The organism is Bacteroides sp. HPS0048 (assembly GCF_964240755.1).
Taxonomy (GTDB): Bacteria; Bacteroidota; Bacteroidia; order Bacteroidales; family Bacteroidaceae; genus Bacteroides; species Bacteroides nordii.
The window spans coordinates 19341-38660 of sequence record NZ_CAXSVC010000029.1 but is presented as its reverse complement, the minus strand read 5'-3'; the positions used below and the strand labels follow the sequence as shown (position 1 = coordinate 38660).

The window sequence follows — 19320 nt, the reverse complement described above, 5'->3', positions numbered from 1 at the left end:
ATAGCTCTTTTTCCGTTACAGTCCTACCATTTAGCAAAGAAAATACGTGGGTTGATATTGAGGGAGACCCATCCCCAGTCTTGCCAGGCATCATGGTTACCGCCTTTCACCACATCCATGTATTTCGTCCCGAGCATGGTTGAGTAACCAACCGTCAGTTTCACATCCTTCATCACTGTGTAATCTACCTGCAGGTCGAACTCTGACCCGAGACTACGTCCTTCATCTCCCTCTACTGTTACGTCATAAGTAGTAGAAAAATGATGATAATTCAGTGACAGAGCCCAGCGGGAAGTGGGTTTAAAGTCAACACTCAGCTGCTTGTCCCACAAACCTTTATTGTAAGCAGAAGCATAGAAGTAATCCATACCACCATAAAACTTATGATGAGTGCCATAAAGCGGATCGAATGTAGACACCTTACTACTTTCCGGATCACCGCTCAGATAATCGGTCAATATGCTGACGGACCATTGCTGATTGATTTTATATCCCACTTTCACACCGAACATATAGGCTGAAACCTTCTTCACCTCATCGCCCACTTTCCGTTTACCAAACTGATAGTAAGCACTTCCGTTTAACGTCCAGTTACCTGGAGTATAGGTGAGATAAGTTCCGGTGGTAGGCATATAATTGGTTTTTCCTTTTTCGGGCGTTCCGGTCTCATAGCCTACATTCATGAAAAGCAAAGAGGCATTGAAATTCTTAGCCCACTGGCCGTTATACCATAAAGTCTGCATGGTTTTATAAGGCTGTGCTTTAGAAGGATCATAATAGTTGCCACCTATCGTTTTTTCATCATTCTGATTGAAAGCGAGGACAAGGTGCATTTTGTGTTTCCCGGCTTCGTATCCCAACTTCAATGCATCATGAAAACGTCCTGCCACATTCCAATCGAGACTACCCAGTAAACGTTCATCATCATATACCAATGACTGGCGTCCCAACTGTGCGAAGACACCTTTCCCAAAATCCAGCTTTGCCCATGCCTCATGAAGAATAAAACGTCCGTTCTTATCTATCTGAGGGTCCTGTCCCCACACACCTACATGTTGGGCAGAAAGCTTCATTTGCAGACGATCCCGCTTGTATCCAAGTGAAAAACGGGCACGATTGTTTATAAAAAAGGCAGGCAGCTGTCCATCGGCACGCGGACTAAGTACGCCATTGCGATATTCACCACGAGCACGCAGTTGTGCATCAATACTAAACTCGTTCTTCTCTTCCTGTGCGCAGACAACAGAAGAGCACAGTACCAATCCGGTTAAAATAATAGCAGTCAGTTTCATACAATATTAGTTTAAATTATAAGTGTGTACACTCGTTCCTTGTGCCGAAGGCAAATAATTGATGCCATACCAACACATTTGAAGTAAAAGAAAGCAAACCAATAATCCGGCGAGTGCCTTGCGATGGCTCCTGCGTTGATGAAGTCGGAAGTGAATATAACACAGGTAACCTATCCATGTAGCAGCTGCCCACGTCTCTTTGGGGTCCCAACTCCAGTAGTGTCCCCATGCCTCTTTAGCCCACAAAGCACCGAAAAGCATCCCCAGGGTCATAAACGAGAGCCCCACATACACCAGATCATCACAAAGTTCCATTTCCCGTTCGGCTGCCGGTTTCTTCTTTATCCATAACAGATAAACAGCCATTACCGTTGCTGCCCCAAGCATGGCATAAGCAAACATATATACGATGACATGCGGTGCAAACCAGGGACTTTGCAAAGCAGGCATCAGCGTTTTATTATGAATTTCAGGCTTAAAAAGATTGACGCAGATAAACACCAGTGACAATACAAAGCTGAAACTGAGTATCCACTTATAGCGCCAGCGAACATAAGTGATGATACCTGCCAATGGTAAGAAAAAGGAATACCACAAACGGGTCTCCCCCATTGTACGCATGGGTGGACGTTCCAATGAAATCCACATCCCGAGGATAAAGGTAAAAAAGACAAGCAATCCTGCCAATGTAGGTCCCAGTACCCAACCCATTGATTTACCTTTCCAGGCAGTGAGAGCTCCAAAGCCCCAAAGACAAAGAGATACAGTAGCAAACCATCCGAAAAGATCCCAATTCATACTTTCTCCTCCTTTCTTTTGTGTGACAATGCAAACATACAGACAGCACCGGCTATCATCATCCATATGCCCGTATAAACCACAGGCAACCAGGGATCGCTAACCAACTCGAACACACTGATATCACTCCAACGTCCTTTCGACTCGTCATAACTCAATTGATATATTTTCCAGCCCTCTATTTCAAAAGGTCGATTTACTTCAATCGTGGCTTCTGCCTGTTCTCCGGATTGTGTATAAACGGTTACTTCGGATGCAAAGCGTTTCGGTTCGCGTTCGGGCATAATAAGACTTACTTTCTGATTCAAGCGAAGCGCTTTGTATGGAAACATAAAACTACCGCAACTCACCCACCCTTCACGCTGTTCACCACTCGTTGTATTTTGAGCTTTCACGTAGACAGCACAGGCTGCCCCCACCGAATGAAATTCTACAAACCGAACGGTGTCTTCGGTAGCTACACTGGCAGCCATGGGCAACTTTTCCGTTACCTCAATTTCCCAATCCTGTAATTCTCCTTTGCTGAAATCATCTTCTATCAGCACATTCACCGGTTGTCCTGCCGGAAGTGCTTTTCCCGATTCATTATCTATCAACATAAGTTTGGGTGGATATTCATCAATAGTGAAATCATGCAGTTCTATCGCCAATGGCAATTCCAGCATCTCTTTTTGTTTATTAAACGCCCGCCATTCTGCCTTACCCGTTTGAGTAGTCATTTCAAGCCGTTGCATATCGGCACTTCCCAACACAGCACCGGTCAGAACTAAAAATAATCCAAGATGACTCAGCAGAAAAGGAATATCACGTACTGTAAAGTGATGAATCCGCCGGAGAATGACTATCCCTAACAATGTAACAAACCAGAAGAAGAGTAATACAAAAGAACAAGCGGAAAGCATCTGCGAAAATCCCAGCCAACCTTCAACTCCTGTAACGGCAACTTCCGGACGGTACTGACGGGTAAGCCCCATAATAACCGTCATCACCACTAAAGAAATCATAGCGCTGACAGCTGCCTGGTAACTGCTCATCCAACGAACAAAGTAGTACTTACGAAAGAAAAGATACAATGCAAGTAACAGAAGTACATAGACTACTCCCGCATAAATATTCACCGGCCAGGCGAACAAAGAAAGCGTACACTTCCCGAGCGTTACCTGCCAGAGAGTACCCACAAGAAAGAGTCCGCCGCAAACAGCGAACCCTTCTTTATATCCCCATGGTTTTTGCCACATCTTTATTTAGTTGAAAGTTGAAAGTTGAAAATTGCTATACAGTATGAATATAGCTGATTAATATTTATTGAAACGCAAATGAACGCAGATTTTCGCGAATTAAATTGCTGCATTATGCTTGAAAACAATATTCCTTACAGAAAAACAGCCTTCTTCTGCGTTTCAATAATAACCTGCTAAATAAGCATTTAATTGTAATGTATTACTTAGTTAAAAGTTAGTTATTATACAGTGGAGAGTCAGTTACTTGCAGTGCGCAGCAACTTTTAACTCTCAACTTTCAACTAAATATTCGTTAAGCGCCCGTTAGCCTTTGCTTCTTTCAGCCATTGCGGAACAACTTCTTTCAGGAATTTATCTTTATTCTCATGTTCTTTCTTCATGTCGAGACCGATGTATTCCTGTGCTTTGGCCTTGGTAGAAATATCCGGCATTGGTACTTCACCTGTAAATCCGTTATTAGCCAAAACCTTAGAAATAGCTAAACGCGCCTGCAAAGCTTTGTCCAAGCCATGACCCAGAATGCGTTGAATCTCTTGCGGAGCATGGAAAGAGCCCCCGTGTGAAGCGACTCCAAAATCCCATCTCCATTGTGCCTGACGAATCAGCTTCAGTGCCTCCTGCATCTGCAGGTCTGTAGCCCCCTTATCCCATGCAAATTTAGCTTCGATATGAGCTTTTGCCAATTCTTGTTCCAAACGATTACGGATTTCATTTGCTTTACGCTGACGGTCGTATACATTATTACGAAGTGTCTCTTCACTCTCGCGATGACACACTTGACAAGTACGATCAATCATCGCCAGCGGGCTTTGTATATGATGATCGCTGAACTTCATTCCCCCTTCACTCTTATACGGCATATGACAATCAGCACATGACACACCACGCTGTGCATGGATACCCATCTGCGAAATCTCATAGTCGGGATGTTGTGCTTTCAGGATACGCGCCTTACTCAGTGCATGTGTATAATCGGCAAAATCAGCCTCATCATAGTATGCCTCCATATCTTCCACTGTGAAGCCTTTGTCCCAAGGGAAAGTCAGATACTTACCGTCACCCTTGAAGTAATATTCCACATGACACTGTGCACATACCAATGAACGCATCTCTTGCGGAGTAGCCTTATCAATGTCTTTCCCCTGACGGGCAAATGCCTCACGCAACGCCGGACGGCTGATGTGTAGCTTCATATTCTCCGGTTCATGACAATCGGCACAACCAATGGGATTTACAATCTCATTGCCAAAAGCAGCCCACTTATTATTGTAAAAAGAATCAACGCCAAGTGCTTCCATCATACGGGGTACATCCGGGCTTTTACAAGTCCAGCAAGTAGAAGGCTGCGGACCACTGTGAGGATCCATTGGGGCACCGGTACGAAGACTTCGGGTGATGTCTTCAATGGCATGCATATGTCCACGTGGAGTTGTATAATCTTTAGAGAAAGCATATCCAGCCCAGAGAACCACCATTTCCGGACGTTTTTCAAGTACATCTACTGCTTCACTACCATTAAATTCGCTTTCAAAATCAGTCTGCACAGTCTGTTTCCATGTGTCGTATTGCCGGGGATAATTCTCTCCGAAAACCTCATTACGAGCCTCGATACCTTTAATCTCTACCCGTTTGTTATTGAATACACTGACTATCTCTGCCCGGCGTTCCATTAATGAAGAGACCACCAGTCCCAAAACGAATACAACAACCATTGCTCCACCAAACAACAGCCATCCTTGCCATGCCTTTAATTTCTTTTCCATATTGATAATGTGCTAATGTGTCAATAAACCAAATGTGCCAATGCCATTCATGCAGCAATTGAAAACAGGATAATTGACAGATCTATTTATGAATTTATTTATTTATCATTTTACGAAGCCATTCCGGTGCAGGCGATTCCGGATAAGGAGCCAGTGCATCCGGAGTAGTAGAAAGGCTGTTTTGCCCGTGTGCCACATCACGATGACAATCCCAGCAGGCCTTTCCTTCTCCTACCTGAGACATCATATAATTGATACGCCCGGTAGACACAAACTCGGTATTGAGTTGTGTATGACAACGGATGCAATTGTTCATGATTACTTCTGCACTTTCATCATTTGCTTTTATTACCTGATGCTCGCCACGAGTGAGAAACACCGCAACATGACGCATACCATCCATGCCCTTGAACGCCCACTTCTTTACCGGATTCTCATGAGGAACATGACAATCATTACACGTAGCATCCCGTCCGTGAGAGCTGTGCATCCAGGTGGCATAATAGGGTCCCATGATATGGCAATTGACGCAAGCTGCCGGGTCGTCGCCCAGATAGGTATGCGCCCGGAGCATATACAAGAAAAACAACCCTCCCCCGATAATCAGACCGGACAAGGCAATGGCTACCATCTTCCAGCGCCTGGAAGGAAGTAGCCAATGAATAATCTCTTTTATTTTCATAAGACACCAAATATTAAGTATACTACCGGCCGATTAACAGAACCCGTATTCTCTTTACTTGTGCAAAGGAGCAAAATAAAAGCTAATAAATGTGTAATCTACATTACATATGAGAAAATTATTTTTAATAATGTGCCAATATACTAATTTGCCAATATGCTGCGCTGTACTACCAAAAGGCATTGGCACATTAGCATATTGGCACATTATTATTCAATCACCATAATACGATCGTTCAAACCTACTTTTGCCGTATCTTCTACAAAGATATCTTTGACTGTACCGTCCGTCAGCGAACGGATTTCGTTTTCCATCTTCATAGCTACCAGTACACAAAGCGGATCTCCTCGCTGTACTACATCTCCCTTCTTTACATATGTTTTCAATATCACTCCGGGCATTGGCGCCTGAACCACTTGACGCCCCACAGACTCGGCAGCATTACGGGAATTGTGTATCTTTTCCATTTCGCCTTTCAGTTCTATCTGATAAAGTTCTCCTTTGTTCATGATAGTATATGTAGAATTGGAAGAAGAAATCTGCACTCCATGAGAATGATGATCAATGATTATAGAATGAATAGAATCACCACCAAGGTTATAATCTACTTCATACACCTTTCCATTGACTGCTATTTTCTTTACAGGACCATCTTCAAGAATCTCAACTTTATACTCATTATCGGGCATATCCAGAAGCCGGGCATAATAGGTTGCTAATGTTGTACTCATAATCTCTGATGTTTTTAATAGTTATTGGCAGTCATCTGCAGTTTACCATAATATTTCCAAAGGGATTCTCCTACCACCGGAAGAGTAGTAGCCCTCGACGCTGCCTCTTTTTCCTTCTCAAAATGCTTTAGTGCAGCTGCAATTACAGCCACAGTAGGATCAGTATTCTGACGCCGTTTCAAATCTTCTTTATCAAAACGGGTATCAATAAACGTAGTATCATACTCCCCTTTCAGAAAAGCGGCATTCTTCAAGACACGCTGATGAAACGGAATGGTGGTTTTAATACCCAGTATCTTATACTCCCGCAAAGCACGGGCCATATTTGATATGGCAGAAGCACGGTTTCTTCCCCAGCAACAGAGCTTGGCAATCATCGGATCATAATGCAATGACACCTCAAATCCGGCATAGGCGGCACTATCCAGGCGAACGTTACGTCCTTCGGGAGCCTCACGTACCGTAATGACTCCGGGCGACGGCATAAAGTTATTTTCCGGATCTTCGGCATAAATACGACATTCGATGGCCGCACCCCTAAACTCAATATCCTCCTGATGATAAGGCAAGCGATTGCCGGCAGCAACAAGAATCATATCACGTACAAGATCAACACCGGTACATTCCTCCGTTACCGGATGTTCTACCTGAAGCCGGGTATTCATTTCAAGAAAATAGAAGTTCTGGTCTTTATCCATCATAAACTCCAAAGTCCCGGCACTGTAATATCCTATTTTCCTGCAAGCCTCTACAGCCACCTTCAACATCCGTTTTCGCGTCTCTTCCTTCACAAAAGGAGAAGGAGACTCTTCTATTACCTTTTGATTTCGTCGTTGGATGGAGCATTCACGTTCATACAGATGAATTACATTCCCATATTTATCACCCAATATCTGCACTTCGATATGATGGGGATTTTCGATATACTTCTCTATATAAACCGCATCGTTCCCAAATGAAGTTCCGGCTTCGGATTGGGACAGACGAAGAGCCATCTCAACCTCTTCTTCGGAACGCACCAGTCGCATTCCCTTTCCGCCACCACCTGCTAATGCTTTCAGCATAATCGGATAACCGACTTCTGCTGCTACCTTTTTAGCTTCGGCAATGCCCTGAACCGGTTGTTCTGTGCCCGGAACAATGGGCAGGCCAGCTTCTCTCATGATCTTCCGCGCCTCCGTCTTAATACCCATCCGGGCAATTATATCAGCACTCGGACCAATAAAAATCACTCCTTCTTCCTCACAACGACGGGCAAAGTCAGCATTCTCTGACAAGAAACCATAACCCGGATGAATGGCAGCCCCAGTCTTTTTGGCTATTTCCAGAATCTTTTCCGGTTTCAAATAAGAAGTGTCCTCCGGTGAATCAGATATACAATAGGCTTCTTCAGCGTAACGGACATGCAACGCTCCACGGTCTACCCGTGTGTAAATCGCTACCGTAGCAATATTCATTACCCGGCAGGTACGGAAAATACGCATAGCAATCTCGCCACGGTTGGCTACTAATATTTTTTTTATCATAATATGTTTCCTCCTACAATATTAAAGCGGTAAATTAGAATGCTTTTTGGGTGGATTGGACTGGCGCTTATTAGCCAACATCTCAAAACTACGAATCAACCGCATACGAGTAATAGTCGGATCAATCACTTCATCCACATAACCGAGTTCGGCAGCCCGATAAGGATTTGCAAATTTCTCACGATATTCAGTCTGAAGCTCTTTTCGTTTCTCTTCAGGATCTCCAGCTTTGTCTATTTCTTTACGGAACAGAATATTCACAGCCCCATCCGGCCCCATCACGGCAATCTCGGCCGTAGGAAAAGCAAAATTCACATCTCCCCGGATATGCTTGGAGCTCATTACATCATAGGCACCACCATAAGCTTTGCGTGTGATAACCGTCACTTTAGGTACGGTAGCCTCACAATAAGCATATAGCAACTTGGCACCGTTACGAATAATACCACCATATTCCTGGTCAACTCCCGGTAAGAATCCCGGTACGTCCACCAAAGTCAGTAACGGAATATTGAAAGCATCGCAGAAGCGGACAAAACGAGCCGCCTTGACAGAAGCATCAATATCCAGTGTACCGGCAAGTACTAGCGGTTGGTTAGCCACCACTCCCACAGTTTTCCCATTCAGACGAATATAACCAATGACAATATTCGCTGCATACTCTGCCTGAAGTTCAAAGAAACTATTGTCATCGGCCACTGCCTCGATCATCTCCTTTATATTATAGGGTTGATTCGGATTGGTAGGTACCAGCATAGAAAGCTCTGGTGTGAGCCGCGTGGGCGAATCGGAAGTAGCAACAAATGGAGGTTCTTCCATATTATTTCCGGGCAGGAAGGAGATTAGTTCACGAATATAATTGATACATTCAATATCATTTTCAGCAGCCAGATGTGCTACCCCGGATATAGAAGTATGTACAGCAGCTCCACCCAATTCTTCTTTACTCACCTCTTCCTGTGTTACACTCCTCACTACGTCCGGTCCGGTAATAAACATATAACCGGAATTCTTCACCATCAGGATAAAATCGGTCAGAGCCGGAGAATACACAGCACCACCGGCACATGGGCCCATAATAGCACTGATTTGCGGTATTACCCCCGATGCCATCGAGTTACGAAGAAAGATTTCAGCGTATCCTGCTAGCGAACGAACCCCTTCCTGAATACGGGCACCCCCGGAATCATTGAGCCCGATTATCGGGGCACCCATTTGCATGGCCATATCCATCACCTTGCAGATCTTTTTAGCATACGTCTCCGAAAGTGCCCCTCCGAACACTGTGAAGTCCTGAGCAAAAACATAAACCAGTCGTTTGCCTATCATACCGTAACCGGTAACTACCCCATCCCCTGGTATCTTCTGTTTCTCCATACCAAAGTCGGTACAACGATGCGTCACAAGTTTATCAAGTTCGATAAACGATCCTTTCTCCAAAAGTAAATCGATACGTTCACGGGCTGTCAGCTTTCCTACTGAGTGTTGTTTCTCAATCCGGGCATCTCCGCCGCCGTTCTCAGCTTTTCTGTTTAATTCTTCCAGATGGTTGATGAGTTCTTTCATGGGCATTCATATTTAAGTACGATGTAAAAATAGAAATAATTACAGTGAATACATGTAATGCAGATTACATCAGGGGTGTATTCTACTAAATATAACATACCATTCCGAAGAAAAGTTAGGAAACATGCCGTTAAACATCCGGATTAACAGTAAGACTTAAGGAAAGAAATTAAAACTGTACACAAAACGACACATAAAATAACTGCCCATGGTAGATGTTCTTGTATTCTGGATATAGGAAGCCCCTACGTTCCTTGATAAATCTCTTCTGCTTTGCAGCAAATCAAATGCAGATATTTGAATAGTGCCTGTACCATACTTCTTTGAGAAGCAATCTCTTTCTATAGCAACATCCAGAATATTTTCTCTGATATTTCCGGTTTCACCACTGTAGCCTTTCTTTAAACTCCATCTGAAAGAAGAACTCAATCTTATTTTATAAGGCAGCAGATAGGATGCATTAAGTTCTGTTCCCCAATCCCGGGTTTCCATATTATCGGTAGATTGACCCTGCCCCTTTAGAATCACATATTTGAATAATCCCTGAATATTAAAATAGAAATCAGGAGTATAATATCTGAGAACCAGATTCTCATCAATAGTAAAAGAACCCATGACACTTACCTCATCATTGACGAGCCCCTTCTTTCTGTCATATCCGCCTCTAAGCCCATTGCTTATTGTAAAATTTGTTTCGTTTATCGGTGTATAATAAATGCATCGAAATTGCGCATTCCAATTACCATTTACATTTTTGTAAGAAGTGGTTCGATTTCCTGTCTCCGGATTAATATTGTAAGAAGATTGAATAGCATTCGCTGTGTATCCACCGAACAAACCGACATCGTAGAATCCCTGAGTTTTGGAATTAGAACCGGAAAGATTCAGTACCACATCATTTGCAAACTGCGGTTTAAGGTCAGGGTTTCCTTTAATACTGTTAGTAGGGTCGCTTATATCGGTATAGTCCTGCAACTGAGTACCTGTCGGAGATGTCATTGTCCCCATATAATCAAGTGTCAGCGTGTTACTTTTATTGAACCGGTGTTTTATATTCAATACCGGAGAGTAGTTGGTAACTTTTTGATTTACATTGGACCTGAAAGAGTCATCCGGGAAACGAGTTTTATTTTCAGAGTCGTCAATATCTACGTTCATTCCCATCGTATAGTCGGTTTTCTCTCCCAATGATTTGTAATTTAATGTAAAGCGCTGATTAAATATACTCTGCGATGTGCCCGGACTTTGGCTAGATAATAATTGGAGATTATCAGATGAAATATCTTCTCTAACCTTATAAGTATTTTTCCCGACATGATCACCTGAAAGACGAGCCGTATAGGCAATTTGCATAAAACGTTTCTCCGTGATAGGCTCAACATACGACAAACCCAATTTGATTTGCTTACCTGAATTCTCGTTAACCGTCCGTTGGTTCACAAGTGAATCATACTGATAGACATTATTATCATACATCCGACGGTTCCAGGAATAAGATTCACGAGCGTCACCCTGATTTATGATACCATAGAGCGACGTACTAAAAACCCGACCTTTCTTCTTTAACCGATGTGCATAGTCAATGGAAATATTCAGAGAGTAGTTGTTACCATTGTTTTCTGTGGCGGAATGTCCATTATAGAGGGTATCACGCAAGCCATTATAGCTATTAAAAAGTTCATTATCCCAACGATTCTTTTTCGAATAATTCAAATACGCCTGCGTTATAAGCGTATTTTTACCATTGGGGGTCCATTCTGTCCTTATGCCAGCATCCAGAATTTTATTTTTAGTATCGGATAAACGATTTGAACTATCAAAAAGAGAGGATTCCGACGAGAGTATTGTCTCCTGGTCTGTAAGTATATTCTCTACCGACTTTATAGAGGTATATGTTACATTACTGTAAACATTAAAGCGGTTACTAAATTCTTTATTTATCAAAAGCCCGATTTGCCCAACAGAGTTGTCTCCTGTCTGCGAACTACCGGTTCCGCTATTCGTATTGTCATTTCGTAACATGAGAGAAAACATATCCTGCCTTTTCAACAGATTTATATACGCATTTTGCTCATATCGCGTTTTATTATCGTTTATATCACGCCCGCCCCCCACAGCTGCCTGAGCCATTACGCCTACCTTATTTTCTTCTTTAACGGACAAGTTAAGTACTGTTTCTTTATCCCCGTTATCGAATCCAGTAAGTCGGTCCACCTCAGAGCTTTGGTCAATAACTTGTACTTTATCCACTATTTTGCCTGGAAGTGATTTTGATGCCATCTCTGGATTATTGGAGAAGAAATCTTTTCCATCAACAAGAATTTTACTTACCGGTTTCCCCTGAACTAAAATTTGTCCATGTTCTGTAACAGTGACATTGGGTAGCAATTTCAATAAATCACGCACCGAGGCCTGATCCGAAAGCGCATAGATACCCGTGTTATATTCTAAAGTATCCCCTTTCATTTGCATAGCAGCAGCCTTTCCGGTCACCATTACTTCAGCCAGATTAATACTTTCGTCCTGTAGTTTTATAGTATCCTCCAATAAGTTTTTGCAGATTGTATCTGCCGAAATCGTTCTGTAAGACTTTTGATAACCCAAGTAGCTGATTTCAAGGATGCATTTCTTCCGGGGAAGCATTAAAATAAAGTAACCTCCGGCATCAGACGTAGTACCCGAAAGGAAAACACTATCCGCAGTAAGTGCACGTATCGCTGCTCCTTCAATAGCATCGGAGTTCTTATCTTTGATAAATCCGGCTACCGAAACAGCTTCTTGAGCAGATAAGGAAAAGGTTATAATAAAAAATAAAATACTAAGTAAATATTTCATATCCCTTTCATTGGGTTATAAAAGAGCTATAATAAATAAAATCAGCTAACTGTTCCACAAATTAACTGATTTTATTTTTATGAGCTAGTAAAACACAAGCATATTAAAAACATATGAAGTAAAGTTATAATTGTGCGTTAACGACTTGGTCGGAAATTTATTAATAGATGGAGAGTAGATTCCTTTGTAATAGCATAATCTTGTAACGTTCTACCATCCTCTAACTGCTTTCCGGCAAAAATAAGTCTCTGTTGATTAGGTGGAATTCCCTCCTTAGCCTGAATCTTAGACTTAAACTGTGCAACAGTTTCATATGGATCAGTTGCAATCGTAATCGTCTTGTTATTTGCCATTATTTTAACATAAACATTAAAGCCTGATCGTGGAGAAACCTGATCACTTATAAAAGCTTCAGACTCTTCGAGGAAATTAGAAGAAACACCACTATTAGCAAACAGGCTATTCAACAAACCTGTTCCTGATAATACACAAACCAATAAATAACAATAAACTCTTTTCATAATATATAGAATCAAAGTGAACAAATAAAATAATCTACAATGATACATATAAAAATCGATATATATAAATTTTCTTGTAATTACTTTAGAATCTATTTTGAATTTATTGAAAATAGGAATAATGAGGAGTAATACACCTAATGGGTCACGCTACATCGGTACAACACAGTCAGTCCATTCATCACTGGCTGCACAATAGAGTTAAATCAAAACAGTTCCTCTATTAACAAAAAAAGCCTGTTCCTCATCACTATGAGAAACAGGCTACTTCCTTTATATATAGAAATCTATTCTTCTACAGCCAAGGTCGACAGCGAATTCGAACTACGATTTTCGATACTATACAACTGCATATCAAAAATCAATGTGGAATACCCTAAAATGCTACCACTACCACTGGAACCATAACCATAGCTCCAAGGTATGTAAACTAACCTTCGCTCTCCTACTTTCATACGCTGAAGCATCTCATTCCAACCAGTAATTACACCTGTTACCTTCAATTTCTTCGGCGAGTCAAAGGCTGTAGGGTTTGCACCTTTGAATCCATCAAATCGGTCCCCGATGATTAAAGTACCTTTATAATACATATATACACTATCTGTATAAAAAGGTTGCATATCCTGAGAAACATATCCTTCGATAACCTCATCCAGATTTGTCGGATTCGGATTTAACTTTGGATCATTCGTTATCGGCTTCAGCTCCTTATAAAATATGCAGGCATCCGGAGCAGACATAAGATGAATACTATCCAACCCACCATGATCGGCCTCCGTAGTATAAACATTATACAAAGAGTCGATAAACGCCTCATTTCGTGCCTGCCAGTTATCATACCTGCTCACTTCTTTCGTTTCTTCACAAGAAGTAAAGACAAGTGCCAGCAATAGGATTGGTAATAAATAGATTTTCTTATTCATTCGTCAAGGATTTATTGTAAAGTTTTCAAAAGCGAAGTGATGCTTACTCTGTCAGCAATAATATTGTTCAGTTCAGAGATCGCTACACGTTCCTGCTGCATGGTATCGCGATTACGCAAAGTCACACAGTTATCTTCGAGCGTTTGATGGTCAACCGTTACACAATATGGAGTACCAATGGCATCCTGACGGCGATAACGTTTTCCGATACTGTCTTTCTCGTCATACTGACAATGGAAGTGGAACTTAAGACTATCAATAATCTCGCGGGCCTTTTCGGGCAGTCCGTCTTTCTTTATCAAAGGCATTACGGCCAACTTCACCGGAGCAAGAGCTGCAGGAAGTTTCAATACCACGCGGCTTTCACCGTTTTCGAGTTGCTCTTCGCAATAAGCAGCACTCATGATACTAAGGAACATACGATCCACACCGATAGAAGTTTCGATAACGTACGGAGTGTATGACTCATTTAGTTCAGGATCGAAGTATTTGATACTCTTTCCGGAGAATTTCTCATGCTGGCTAAGGTCGAAGTTAGTACGTGAATGTATACCTTCTACTTCTTTGAAACCAAACGGCATAAGGAATTCGATATCTGTAGCGGCATTAGCGTAGTGAGCCAGCTTATCATGGTCGTGGAAACGATAATGATCATCACCGAAACCAAGTGCTTTATGCCATTTCAAACGCATTTCTTTCCATTTTGGGAACCACTCCAGTTCTGTACCCGGTTTTACAAAGAACTGCATCTCCATTTGTTCAAATTCACGCATACGGAAAATGAACTGACGGGCCACAATCTCATTACGGAAAGCCTTACCAATCTGTGCAATACCAAAAGGTATTTTCATACGCCCGGTTTTCTGTACATTGAGGTAGTTCACGAAAATTCCCTGTGCTGTTTCCGGACGAAGGTATATTTTCATTGCACCTTCCGAAGTAGATCCCATATCAGTAGAGAACATCAGGTTGAACTGACGAACCTCTGTCCAGTTCTTAGTACCGGAAATAGGACAAACGATTTCTTCATCAATAATGATCTGACGGAGTTCGTCAAGATTACCATCGTTTAATGCTTTTGCAAAACGGGTATGAAGCGCATCACGCTTAGCCTGATGTTCAAGGACACGGCCATTTGTACTGCGAAACTGTGCCTCATCAAAAGCATCACCAAACTTTTTAGCAGCCTTAGCTACTTCTTTATTCATTTTATCGTCGTACTTAGCCAATTGGTCTTCGATAAGTACGTCTGCACGATAACGTTTTTTAGAATCTTTGTTATCAATCAATGGGTCATTGAATGCATCAACGTGTCCGGAAGCCTTCCAGATAGTGGGGTGCATAAAGATTGCAGAGTCAATGCCTACAATATTCTCGTGCAGCAATACCATGCTGTCCCACCAGTATTTCTTAATATTATTTTTGAGTTCAACTCCCATCTGGCCGTAGTCGTATACAGCTCCCAGTCCGTCGTAAATATCACTTGAAGGAAATACAAAACCATACTCTTTGCAATGTGATACCAATTTCTTAAAAACGTCTTCTTGTGCCATTGTTTTATTTACAATTTAATCATTTACAATTTACGATTCCGATATCTGCCTGTAAATCACACTCGGAAATAATTCGCAAAGTAAATGATTTTTTTGGAGAAAATTCGTATTTTTGCGTGCACATCGTTCTATAATGATGTAAAAAAGATAATTTGTTGTTAAAACAAGAGGAATATTAACCATATGAGTGACGAAATCAACGAGATAACGGAAGAACATTCAGACTATAAGCCGGCGGACTCCCACAATGAAAGCGTAAAACATCAACTCACAGGTATGTACCAGAACTGGTTTCTGGACTATGCTTCGTATGTTATTCTGGAACGTGCCGTCCCCCATATCAATGATGGATTGAAGCCTGTACAACGCCGTATACTACACTCCATGAGGAGACTGGATGACGGACGTTACAACAAAGTGGCAAACATCGTGGGACATACCATGCAGTTTCACCCACACGGAGATGCTTCTATCGGAGATGCACTGGTACAGCTGGGACAAAAGGATTTGCTGGTTGACTGCCAGGGTAACTGGGGTAACATTCTCACCGGTGATGGTGCAGCTGCTCCACGTTATATTGAAGCCCGCCTCTCTAAATTCGCACTCGACGTAGTATTCAATCCGAAAACAACGGAATGGAAGTTGTCTTATGACGGACGAAATAAAGAACCCATAACTTTACCTGTTAAATTCCCGCTGTTACTGGCGCAAGGAGTAGAGGGTATTGCTGTAGGGCTCTCTTCAAAAATACTGCCACACAACTTCAATGAATTATGTGATGCTTCTATCAGTTACCTGCACGGAGAAAATTTCAAACTCTATCCTGACTTCCAGACCGGAGGCTCTATAGACGTATCCAAGTATAATGACGGTGAACGAGGCGGTTCTGTGAAGATACGTGCCAAAATCAATAAGGTTGATAATAAAACATTGGCGATCACGGAAATTCCTTATGGTAGAACTACCACAACTGTGATCGATTCTATTCTGAAAGCCGTAGACAAAGGAAAAATCAAAGTGCGCAAGGTAGATGACAATACCTCTGCCAACGTAGAGATATTAGTACACCTGGCAGCAGGAACTTCATCAGACAAAACCATTGATGCGCTATATGCTTTTACCGATTGTGAAGTAAGCATATCCCCCAACTGTTGTGTGATTGATGATAACAAGCCGCACTTTCTGGCCATCAGTGATGTACTGAGAAAATCGGCGGACAACACGCTCGATCTTCTTCGCCAGGAACTCGAAATACACAAAGGCGAACTACAGGAAAGCCTCCACTTTGCTTCACTCGAAAAGATATTTATTGAAGAACGTATCTATAAAGACAAAGAGTTCGAACAGTCCAAAGATATGGATGCTGCGTGCGAACATATCGATAGTCGGTTAACTCCTTTCTACCCGCAATTCATACGGGAAGTAACCAAGGAAGACATCCTGAAACTGATGGAAATCAAAATGGGACGTATCCTGAAGTTCAACTCAGACAAAGCGGAAGAAAACATAGCCAAAATGAAATCGGAGATTGCCGAGATAGACAATCATCTGGCCAATATCGTGGAATACACAATCAGCTGGTACCAGATGTTGAAAGAAAAATATGGTAAGAATTTCCCCCGCCGTACAGAATTACGCAATTTCGATACCATCGAAGCAACCAAAGTGGTGGAAGCTAACGAAAAGCTATACATCAACCGCGAAGAAGGATTTATCGGCACAGCACTCAAGAAGGATGAATTCGTAGCCTGCTGTTCGGATATAGACGATGTAATCATCTTCTACAGAGACGGTAAATATATGATTACTCCCGTAGCCGACAAAAAATTCGTAGGTAAAAACGTGCTGTATGTCAATGTATTCAAGAAGAATGATAAACGAACAATCTACAATGTAACTTACCGTGACGGAAAAGAGGGAACAACCTACATAAAACGTTTTGCCGTAACCTCCATCGTACGGGATCGCGAATATGACGTAACACAGGGTACTCCCGAGTCACGAATCACATATTTCAGCGCAAATCCGAACGGAGAAGCCGAAATCATAAAAGTGACATTGAAACCGAATCCACGTGTACGCCGTATCATCTTCGAACGGGACTTCAGTGAGATTGGTATTAAGAGTCGCCAGGCACAGGGAGTTATTCTGACTCGTCTGCCGGTACACAAGATAGCCTTAAAGCAACGCGGAGGTTCTACGCTTGGAGGACGTAAAGTCTGGTTCGACCGGGATGTGTTACGCCTCAACTATGACGGACGAGGTGAATATCTGGGAGAGTTCCAAAGCGACGACTCTATCCTGGTAGTTCTCAATACAGGCGAGTTCTATACAACAAACTTCGACGTAAGCAACCATTACGAAAACAATGTAAGCATCGTTGAGAAGTTTGATTCTAATAAAGTATGGACAGCTGTTTTATACGACGCTGATCAGCAGAACTATCCATATCTGAAACGTTTCTGTTTTGAAAGCACCTCCCGTAAGCAGAATTACCTGGGAGAAAACAAAGCCAATCAACTGATTCTGTTGACTGATGAATATTATCCACGTCTGGAAGTCATCTTTGGCGGTCATGACAGTTTCCGAGATCCGATGGTGATAGATGCCGATGAATTTATTGCCGTCAAAGGCTTTAAGGCAAAAGGTAAACGTATCACTACTTATACGGTAGAAACGATCAACGAACTGGAACCGACCCGCTTCCCTGAACCTCCCGCGCCCAAAGAAGAAGAGGAAACAGAGGAGGAAACAGAGATTCTCGATCCGGACCATGGCAAAAGTGAAGGAGATATTCTGGACGAGATGACAGGACAGATGAAGCTGTTTTGAATAATGGAAAATTGAAAGTTGAAAGTTGAAAACGAGGGCAACTGCATTATATCTTGTCATAAAACCGGTTCCCATTTTCAACTTTCCATTTTCAATTTTCAACTAAATAAAGGTTTGTCAATGAGGAAGAAGATACTGTTAAAGATCGGTTTAACCGGATATTGTCTGCTGGCTTTCTGCCACGGACTGTATGCTCAGGTAGATTCGTTGCAAGCCAACCGATATGTGACCCGTGCCACTATGTACGGAATAGGTTATACCAATATATTCGACACCTATCTGTCACCACAGGAATATAAAGGTATCGACTTTCGTATTTCACGGGAAACAATGCGTATGACTAAATTGCTTAATGGAAAAGTATCCGTACAAAACTTTTTTCAGGCAAACATTGGATATACACATAACCGGGTAGATAATAATAATACCTTTGCCGGATTGGTGAATTGGAATTATGGATTGCATTACCAATTCCGCATCACAGAAAACTTTAAGCTGCTGGCAGGGGCTCTGGCAGACATTAACGGAGGATTTGTATACAATCTGCGCAATACCAATAACCCGGCATCAGCACGGGCATTTCTCAATCTCGACGCTTCCGGAATGGCAATCTGGCATGCAAAAATAAAAAACTATCCACTCACATTCCGTTATCAGGTCAATGTACCGGTAATAGGGGTTATGTTTTCACCTCACTACGGTCAATCTTATTACGAGATATTCACATTGGGAAATTCCAGCGGAGTAGTACAATTTACTTCACTGCACAACCAACCTTCCATGAGACAAATGTTATCCATAGACTTCCCGATTCGCTATGCAAAGATGCGCTTCAGTTATGTGGCAGATCTGCAGCAATCGGATGTTAATGATATCCGGACACATACATATTCACACGTATTCATGGTAGGATTCGTAAAAGATCTGTATCTGATCCGTAACAAAAACGGAACACCATTGCCGCCGGCAATAAGGGCGTATTAAAGGGAGAAGGGAGAATGGAGAGGGGAGAAGTACTATGCAGGGTGATGGCGTGGACAATTGTAAATTGTAAATA

The 19320-nt window shown here is 42.2% G+C and carries 14 protein-coding genes; 2 read left to right on the top strand and 12 right to left on the bottom strand.

What is annotated here, in order from left to right; all coding sequences use genetic code 11:
* Positions 1–23: 23 nt before the first annotated feature.
* From ACESQI_RS18600 to ACESQI_RS18545, 12 genes are all read right to left on the bottom strand, one after another.
* Complete coding sequence (locus ACESQI_RS18600) at positions 24–1292, bottom strand: alginate export family protein (protein ID WP_373126731.1); 1269 nt, start codon at positions 1290–1292, stop codon at positions 24–26.
* A gap of 6 nt (positions 1293–1298) precedes the next feature.
* Positions 1299–2090 (bottom strand): cytochrome c biogenesis protein, encoded by a 792-nt coding sequence (locus ACESQI_RS18595; protein WP_122201076.1) that lies wholly within the window; start codon positions 2088–2090, stop codon positions 1299–1301.
* A complete protein-coding gene (locus ACESQI_RS18590) occupies positions 2087–3328 on the bottom strand; it encodes a cytochrome c biogenesis protein ResB (protein ID WP_122201077.1) in 1242 nt (413 codons plus the stop codon). The genes ACESQI_RS18595 and ACESQI_RS18590 overlap by 4 nt, the downstream gene beginning before the upstream one ends.
* Positions 3329–3612: 284 nt before the next feature.
* The gene (nrfA, locus tag ACESQI_RS18585) at positions 3613–5094 is read right to left on the bottom strand and encodes an ammonia-forming cytochrome c nitrite reductase (RefSeq protein ID WP_281962098.1); all 1482 of its coding nucleotides are present in this window, start codon (positions 5092–5094) and stop codon (positions 3613–3615) included.
* Between the two features lie 94 nt (positions 5095–5188).
* The gene (gene nrfH / locus ACESQI_RS18580) at positions 5189–5776 is read right to left on the bottom strand and encodes a cytochrome c nitrite reductase small subunit (RefSeq protein ID WP_373126728.1); all 588 of its coding nucleotides are present in this window, start codon (positions 5774–5776) and stop codon (positions 5189–5191) included.
* Positions 5777–5985: 209 nt separating this feature from the next.
* The gene (locus ACESQI_RS18575) at positions 5986–6507 is read right to left on the bottom strand and encodes a biotin/lipoyl-containing protein (RefSeq protein ID WP_373126726.1); all 522 of its coding nucleotides are present in this window, start codon (positions 6505–6507) and stop codon (positions 5986–5988) included.
* 14 nt (positions 6508–6521) lie between these two features.
* Positions 6522–8033 (bottom strand): acetyl-CoA carboxylase biotin carboxylase subunit, encoded by a 1512-nt coding sequence (gene accC / locus ACESQI_RS18570; protein WP_195348717.1) that lies wholly within the window; start codon positions 8031–8033, stop codon positions 6522–6524.
* A 21-nt stretch (positions 8034–8054) separates the two neighbouring features.
* On the bottom strand, positions 8055–9599 hold the full coding sequence (locus tag ACESQI_RS18565) for an acyl-CoA carboxylase subunit beta (RefSeq protein WP_195661492.1): 1545 nt from the start codon (positions 9597–9599) through the stop codon (positions 8055–8057).
* Positions 9600–9755: 156 nt separating this feature from the next.
* On the bottom strand, positions 9756–12434 hold the full coding sequence (locus ACESQI_RS18560; RefSeq protein ID WP_373126724.1) for an outer membrane beta-barrel protein: 2679 nt from the start codon (positions 12432–12434) through the stop codon (positions 9756–9758).
* 137 nt (positions 12435–12571) lie between these two features.
* Complete coding sequence (locus tag ACESQI_RS18555) at positions 12572–12955, bottom strand: ubiquitin-like protein (protein WP_223381751.1); 384 nt, start codon at positions 12953–12955, stop codon at positions 12572–12574.
* 287 nt (positions 12956–13242) lie between these two features.
* Positions 13243–13878, bottom strand: coding sequence for an FKBP-type peptidyl-prolyl cis-trans isomerase (locus tag ACESQI_RS18550; protein ID WP_234130028.1), 636 nt, complete (start codon positions 13876–13878; stop codon positions 13243–13245).
* Positions 13879–13889: 11 nt separating this feature from the next.
* Positions 13890–15431, bottom strand: coding sequence for a glycine--tRNA ligase (locus tag ACESQI_RS18545; protein WP_002558859.1), 1542 nt, complete (start codon positions 15429–15431; stop codon positions 13890–13892).
* A 183-nt stretch (positions 15432–15614) separates the two neighbouring features.
* On the opposite strand from ACESQI_RS18545, the gene ACESQI_RS18540 reads away from it, so the two are divergent.
* Positions 15615–18263, top strand: coding sequence for a DNA gyrase/topoisomerase IV subunit A (locus ACESQI_RS18540; RefSeq protein ID WP_234130029.1), 2649 nt, complete (start codon positions 15615–15617; stop codon positions 18261–18263).
* A 120-nt stretch (positions 18264–18383) separates the two neighbouring features.
* Positions 18384–19247, top strand: a complete 864-nt coding sequence (locus tag ACESQI_RS18535; protein WP_025867075.1) for a DUF3316 domain-containing protein — start codon at positions 18384–18386, stop codon at positions 19245–19247.
* Positions 19248–19320: the final 73 nt, after the last annotated feature.

Bases quoted from the DNA above. Each gene is read 5' to 3' on its own strand.
- ACESQI_RS18600 (WP_373126731.1), bottom strand. From the start codon at position 1,292: ATGAAACTGACTGCTATTATTTTAACCGGATTGGTACTGTGCTCTTCT.
- ACESQI_RS18595 (WP_122201076.1), bottom strand. From the start codon at position 2,090: ATGAATTGGGATCTTTTCGGATGGTTTGCTACTGTATCTCTTTGTCTT.
- ACESQI_RS18590 (WP_122201077.1), bottom strand. From the start codon at position 3,328: ATGTGGCAAAAACCATGGGGATATAAAGAAGGGTTCGCTGTTTGCGGC.
- nrfA (WP_281962098.1), bottom strand. From the start codon at position 5,094: ATGGAAAAGAAATTAAAGGCATGGCAAGGATGGCTGTTGTTTGGTGGA.
- nrfH (WP_373126728.1), bottom strand. From the start codon at position 5,776: ATGAAAATAAAAGAGATTATTCATTGGCTACTTCCTTCCAGGCGCTGG.
- ACESQI_RS18575 (WP_373126726.1), bottom strand. From the start codon at position 6,507: ATGAGTACAACATTAGCAACCTATTATGCCCGGCTTCTGGATATGCCC.
- accC (WP_195348717.1), bottom strand. From the start codon at position 8,033: ATGATAAAAAAAATATTAGTAGCCAACCGTGGCGAGATTGCTATGCGT.
- ACESQI_RS18565 (WP_195661492.1), bottom strand. From the start codon at position 9,599: ATGAAAGAACTCATCAACCATCTGGAAGAATTAAACAGAAAAGCTGAG.
- ACESQI_RS18560 (WP_373126724.1), bottom strand. From the start codon at position 12,434: ATGAAATATTTACTTAGTATTTTATTTTTTATTATAACCTTTTCCTTA.
- ACESQI_RS18555 (WP_223381751.1), bottom strand. From the start codon at position 12,955: ATGAAAAGAGTTTATTGTTATTTATTGGTTTGTGTATTATCAGGAACA.
- ACESQI_RS18550 (WP_234130028.1), bottom strand. From the start codon at position 13,878: ATGAATAAGAAAATCTATTTATTACCAATCCTATTGCTGGCACTTGTC.
- ACESQI_RS18545 (WP_002558859.1), bottom strand. From the start codon at position 15,431: ATGGCACAAGAAGACGTTTTTAAGAAATTGGTATCACATTGCAAAGAG.
- ACESQI_RS18540 (WP_234130029.1), top strand. From the start codon at position 15,615: ATGAGTGACGAAATCAACGAGATAACGGAAGAACATTCAGACTATAAG.
- ACESQI_RS18535 (WP_025867075.1), top strand. From the start codon at position 18,384: ATGAGGAAGAAGATACTGTTAAAGATCGGTTTAACCGGATATTGTCTG.